This is a genomic window from Novosphingobium sp. 18050 (genome assembly GCF_902706195.1).
GTDB lineage: Bacteria > Pseudomonadota > Alphaproteobacteria > Sphingomonadales > Sphingomonadaceae > Novosphingobium.
On sequence record NZ_CACSJO010000037.1, the window covers coordinates 25,095 to 31,212 of the forward strand.

Below are 6,118 nucleotides of genomic sequence, written 5' to 3' on the forward strand. Positions count from 1 at the left end.
CAAGCCATCCGAAGCGCCAGTTCACATTTGACCGGCGACTGGCGATGGGGCCCATATCCTAAGGGCCACTGCTGAATTGCTCAGCTGCCCCTCCTTGACCATGAACGTCTACAATCTCCCGATGACGCCAAAAATCGCGACGCGACAACTCATGATCTTGGCCGACTTCAGAGGCAACAAAATGCAGCGGGACAGCGCTACGCACCGTCGCCTACCTAGGATTGCGCACATCGTGGCGAATGCCTGGCGGCCGGTTCGGCGCCGCCTATGGTCAACCGCCCAACTGCTGATCAGCTCAAGTGAACTATGGAACGTGTGACCGGACCGGGCATTTCCGAAACTGATTGGAGAACGCGATGACCGGCCCCATCCTCGTCTTCGAGAAATCGCACAAGTACATCTCACTTCAGCGGCAGGCATTACCCTAGCTTCTTCATGAGCCTTCCCGCCGCCCCATGCTCTGCGGCCAGGTTGCGATTGTAGGCGAGCGGCATACGCGGGCTTTTCCAACGCAAGGCGTCCATGATTCCGGCCAGGTCCTCACCGCTCGCGAACAGGTCCTGGTTGAGCCCAACCCGCGTCGAATGGCCGCTGACCCGCTTCAGCCAATGCTCCAGGTCATCCTTCGTGAGATCCGGCAAAGCTCCCTGGTCGAAAGCCCGCCGGATGATCGCCCGCCAGATCGGCCCGATAGAGCCCGGATGCAGAGCGGTATCGCCGAAGCTGTATTCGGTGCGCGCCGGCACTGCGGGCTTGGGCAACGTCTTGCGCAGGTCCCAAATCTCCCGCCCCGATATCGTCAACAAGTCACGCCCGGGCACGCGGGCCCGCGCCTGGTAGTGCCGCACGATCACGCGCCGGAATAACGGGCCGGTAACGATGCCGGCCGCTTCCGCCCACGCTTCCACCGCGCGCACGGTCCTCGGGCTAAGGAACGCAGTAGCCCCCTCCCCTTCGCTATCGCCCTTGCTCCGCGCAATTTTTAAGAGCCGGGCGTCGGGATCGGTTGCCGGCATGATGTGCTCCAACGTAACCGCGACGAGTTCGCTGGCGCGCAGACCCGTGTCGTATGCAAGACTGAGCAGCGCACGGTCGCGCAGGCCCATGGGATCCGCGCCGCAGCTCTCCAGCAGCGCGCGCAGATTGAGCCCCCGCGCCGGATCGCGCTCGACATCGGAAACTGGCCCCTTGAAGCGCAGCGGCGCCGCCTGGCGCTGCGCCACGCCTTTGTCGCGGCGGATCGCTGCCAGGGTCAGCTTGACCAGCGGCGCGGTGGTTGCATCGACAAGGCCAAGCAGTTGGTGCAGCCGGGCAATTGAAGCTTTGTAGCGCGCGAGTGAGGCCGGCTTGGCCCCCTGCCCTGCGCGGAACTTGAGATAATCGGCCACATCCTGCGCGCTCGCCGGCAGCGTCATCCGGCGGTGCTGGCGGCACCACAGATCGAACGCAATCAGGTCCGAGCGCAGCGCCAATAGGGTATGGCGCGAGGCCGCGGCCTGGAAGGCCTCGAGGAGGGGCGCGTCGATCACCACCCGCTCTGCCGTGCGCAAGGTGGTTACCAGCGGCAGCAGTGCCTGGCGGTCACGGCTTGTCTTCCGAGGTGTCGGCGGAGCTTCAAGGCCAAGACGGCGGTCGTCCGGCACTACAGGGAAAAACGAGTCCGGCGGTTTAGGCACCTGTTTTCTTCCAAGCTTTTCAAAATACGCGGAAATTCGCCGTTTCGGCGTTCTGGCCACCATCCTAACGCCGATAATATGGTTATGCAATAACTCCACTTATCGTATGTCGATACCACCACAGTATCAGTACATGTATAGTTATCGACCGCTGACTTTACATATGCAAGTAAGTGGCTAATTTTGTTTGGTTATTTATGCCCGCACATTCTCCATATTTGCCTCCGCTGTCGTCGGATCGAAACTCAGCGCCAAGTTCAGAGAGAGGGAGAATGGATCCTCTCCCTGCTGCGGCAATATGCCCTCGTTTTCGACTGGTCACGGTCCGAGCGACAGCATTGGTCAGCGGCGCCTCCAACTATCGCCATTGCAAACGAGGATTTGCTGGTGCAGCTATCCCGGCGCGCCTCAGCGACAGCCAAGCCGAATTCAGCACCTACACCCGCCGCGCCCTTGCTTTAAGGGGCCGCACACGGGCCATTGTCCCTCATGAGATGAGATTTAGTGCGGCCGGCCGAGCAGCCTCCGCTCGAGCAAAGTCTGCATATCGCGCCGCCCGTCGGCGATGATCAGAATGATGACGCGCCGCTCAACAACCCGGTAGATCAGCCGGTAATGCCGCAGAAGAATCTGGCGAAATTCTCGCATTCCAAGATCTTGCAGTTCGTTTGGAATTGCGCCCCGATCGGGAAATTGCTCCAGCGTATCGACGGATCGCAGCAATTCATCGAGCAGCGCGTCGGCATCGTCCAAGCCGCGGCCCGCCGTCAGGTATCCGTGAATTTCTTCGAGATCATCTTCGGCTCCCTGCGTCAGTTCAACAACAAACCGCTGATCAGTCATCCGGGCACGCTGCCTTTGCCCGCAGTCGCTCTACGACAGCTCGTACTGACCGCGTTCGACCCGCCTCAATATCCCCCTGCCCCAGCGCGAGCAGCTTGAGAATCGCCAAAGTTTCTTGGCCTTGCTCGAAGGACGCAACATCCTGCAGTACCGCCTTCGCCTCGCCATTCTGCGTAATAACCATCGGCTGCCGGCTGTCAGCAAGGTCTAAGAGCACCTCGGCAGCGTTCGCCTTCAGGTAACTGATCGGTCGGACCTGGGTCGACAGTCGCATTAAACATTTTCCTAAGAGACTAAATTCAGTCCTTATTTAGTCTCAATAGGTCTTGCGAGCAAGGGGTAACGGGCACGGTTTTTGCGTTCCGCGCGCGCGCCCTCGCTGGGGAGCTCCAAGTTCTTGGAAGCTGAACCACCACTACCGCGGCGCGGGCCTTTGGTCGCTATGAGAGCGTCGCGGTCGCCTACGCCATGAGAGCCGTCTGCCACCCCTCGGTCCGAATGTACGTCGTGTGAGAGCTTACCCATCGACGCTACGCGATCGCTTTCATGAAGGCGCCGTGGTTCTCGACGCGCGAGAACCTGTAGTGCGGTCCGCAGGCTAGGGCAAAGCTTGATAAGCTGCCAGGTCAGCTTGAACGCTCTACCGCCCACGAAAGCCAGTCAAAAATGGACTATTCCTCAGCGCCGGCTGTCCGGGTGCAAATTGTGGCGGGCGTTCGCATCGCCATCTCCGCCACGTCCGAAGCTCCTCCGCTCGTGTCCAGCTACTGTAGCAGCAGCACTAGCTCGTCGTGTTCTGAGCCGCAGGGAGCAAATCCTCGGTCGCGCGTGGGTCGGTTTTCCAAAGGGGACGTTGGGCCACCGGATCCGGCGTCGTCTGCCTCAGGATGGGAAACGACTACGGGAGCAGATTTCATCGAGAGGCAAACCTGGAATCCCTGCGCTCCGCCGGCGTGAAGGTAGCTGACGGCAATAAGCCGCATTGCGGAGAGACTGCTGACCAAATCCCGTCGCCTAGGAAGCTGCTGGAGCGCTTAAATCGACGACGTTGGGCCCAAGGATCATAAACCGCCTAGACAGCCTCAGCAGCCGCCTCAGGCGCTTTTTTAGCAAGTTCTATGCTTGTTCCGCTAGCGCCTCGAGCATTTGATCAAGGTCGAGAGGCTCGCTGTCGGAACCTAGAGCCGGTGGGCTCCGCTGGGCCCGTTGATGTCGCATGGTGACGCGTGATCCGATTAGCCATCTTACGCCGACGCTAAGGTCCGCGCGGGATCGTGTGAGGGGTGAGGCCGGACAACGATTACGTCGCGTCGCGATCTCGCGTTTGTACGGTACGGTCCGGGCGCACTGGCTATTCAATTCGAGGTGGGCGTTCGCAACGGGGTTAAATCCGTCCGCCCTCCCATGCAATTTCGACTTCGGCGCGATCACCGATGCAGCTTTGGAGGTGCTGCTCACCTTTTCGCTTTTGAGGAGTGACGCGGTCACATGCGCGGGCTTGCGGGCCAACCCGCTATTGGAAGGGCACATACCGACCGCGACGGACACCTCTAGCCCCTTTAACGCCCGGGTGGCCAGTCTAACCGATGCTGTAAATGCGAGACGCTACCGGCTCTGATGTGTCGGCGTAGGCGCAGCACAGAATGGCGCGTAACCCGCCGCGCTACAACCGGCGGGTAATTCTGGCTCGCTAAGATGGGTCGCAAGCGATGGCGGGCCGGGCGGGCGACAACATTGGCGTCGTATATATATGTGGGCAAGGTGGCAGGATCGCGGAGTAAGCGTAAGGCCGTCTCGCAGCCGCCGGGTCAATGGTTTTCTCAGTGCAATTCAGCTTTTGCGCTTAACGGGTGGTTCCCTTTGAACTCTTTGCAAAAGGAAAGAGAGCGCCGGAGGCGCCAGTTATCTCTTTTAGGACAAGGATAACAAGTTACCCGGTACCCGCTGCCGTTGCGACTCGCGGAGCACCCGTGAGTCGCAGTTTCATAGGTGTTCCTGAAAACCCGTCGGCGCGTTCCCGAAGTACCCGGTCGACGTTCCGGAAGTCCCGTGGATGCGTTCCTGGAGTACCGTGCGGGCGTTCCTGATATCCCGTGGATAAGCCCATCGAGATTGGCCGTCCTTGGCCGGGTAAAACGCGTTTTACTCGGCCGGATCTGGCCACGGATCAGGCGTTTTGCACCCTATTTCAATGGCACGGCTTCGGTATGCCGCTGGCCTCGGTAGCACGGCTGGCGGATCCATCCCTGACTGTGAAAGCGCGGGGGCAGCGTGATGACGGTATTTCAGGAACGCAGCCTTCCGATCTCTGGGGCCCGGCGCTTCCTCGCCATTCTCCCACGATGAGGCGGTGCCCGGGGGGCGGTGCGCCGTGAGTTTACGCGCCGTGATGGCTAGCGGTGGCGCGGAACCGCCGATTTACGCATCCCCGTCCGCGATGGTTGTCTGCTTCCGCCGCCTGCTGTCGGCCTGTAAGGGCGCGGCGTGGGTCCCGGCGTGGCAGGGGCGCGGCGCTGCGGCGGGCGAGCACGGTACTTCGGGAACACAATGGCGCAACGGTAGATCACCCCCTCCCCTCCCCTCCTTTCCGCGTGACCAATGGAGCTGCGTCAACGCTGCTCCCGTGGCGTGGCTCGCGGGAATTGGCGCCTGACGGCGCGGTAAAACGCGTTTTACCCGTCCGGAATGCCGCACGTATCGTAGGTTATACCCATGTCTTGCAAGGTCGAAGCAGATGGGAGGAGCAGCGGACGCAAGGACCGGTGAAGTTCCGCGGTGGAGGCTGGCTGACTTGTGCGAACGGTATTTCGGGAACGCGTCCATTTCATTTCGAGACGAGCCCTTCCCCCTTCCCACCCAGGGTCGGCCGCTTCGCTTGCTTTTTCCGTGGGGCTTCTTCGGCAGGGTCCCGTCGTTGAGCGGTCACTGCGGAGTGAGGCAGATGTGTCGCGCGTCTATCCGCTTCGCTCCTTCTCGGTAAGTGGCCCGGTACTTCGGGTACGCGATGTGAACCGCTCGGGCGCTGCTGGATGGCAGCATGTGAAGATTCGGCGCGGCACATCGGGAACGCCAGGCACGACTCGGCTCGAAAAGACCGTAAGGCGCACAACGCACCTTAGTTGCTTGGCAAAACGACCGGTTAGGAAAGCTTGGCGAACCAGAAGCCATAGGCGACGCTGGGACCGGTTTAGGCAGCCTGCAGGCGAGAATGGCGCCGAACTACGGCCCTGCCCTGCGCCCCTGGAGTCAGCACCGCACGGCACCCTGGATCCGCGAGACCACACAACCGCACTTCAACAGACCGAAGATCCGGGCGAACGTGTCTGGGCTACAGCGCCAAACTAGGCGCCTGAGCCATAATTGGGAACGGTGGGGCGCGTACCGGAGACCATTGCGCGCACCCCCGCCAAGGGGCGTTGGGTGTCGGCGTGTCCAGAGAGGCGATTATTCAAACATCTTCACACGGTGCGAAGTGATGAACTTCGGACCGGCTTACCCACGCGTCATCGCTCGCCCCTGCAGACCATCTGCGCGGGCGCCCGTGCCGCTATCGCGCGGCAACGGCGCAGCTGCCCTGGTGGCTGGGGAGGGGGCAGGGG

3 protein-coding genes are annotated in these 6,118 nt (G+C 61.3%); all 3 read right to left on the reverse strand.

Features of this window, described 5'->3' with window-relative positions:
• Positions 1-419 precede the first annotated feature (419 nt).
• The 3 genes from GVL61_RS22250 to GVL61_RS22260 all read right to left on the reverse strand — a co-directional run bounded on the left by GVL61_RS22250 (position 420) and on the right by GVL61_RS22260 (position 2,793).
• Positions 420-1,739 (reverse strand): tyrosine-type recombinase/integrase, encoded by a 1,320-nt coding sequence (locus tag GVL61_RS22250; protein WP_368667146.1) that lies wholly within the window; start codon positions 1,737-1,739, stop codon positions 420-422.
• 438 nt (positions 1,740-2,177) lie between these two features.
• On the reverse strand, positions 2,178-2,519 hold the full coding sequence (locus GVL61_RS22255) for a type II toxin-antitoxin system RelE/ParE family toxin (RefSeq protein ID WP_159983064.1): 342 nt from the start codon (positions 2,517-2,519) through the stop codon (positions 2,178-2,180).
• Positions 2,512-2,793: a type II toxin-antitoxin system Phd/YefM family antitoxin gene (locus GVL61_RS22260; RefSeq protein WP_159983066.1), complete on the reverse strand. Its 282-nt coding sequence runs from the start codon at positions 2,791-2,793 to the stop codon at positions 2,512-2,514. Before GVL61_RS22260 ends, GVL61_RS22255 begins: the two co-directional genes overlap by 8 nt.
• Positions 2,794-6,118 lie beyond the last annotated feature (3,325 nt).

What these genes read in the sequence shown, in the direction of transcription:
- GVL61_RS22250 (WP_368667146.1), bottom strand. Translation starts at nt 1,739, where the DNA reads ATGGTGGCCAGAACGCCGAAACGGCGAATTTCCGCGTATTTTGAAAAG.
- GVL61_RS22255 (WP_159983064.1), bottom strand. Translation starts at nt 2,519, where the DNA reads ATGACTGATCAGCGGTTTGTTGTTGAACTGACGCAGGGAGCCGAAGAT.
- GVL61_RS22260 (WP_159983066.1), bottom strand. Translation starts at nt 2,793, where the DNA reads ATGCGACTGTCGACCCAGGTCCGACCGATCAGTTACCTGAAGGCGAAC.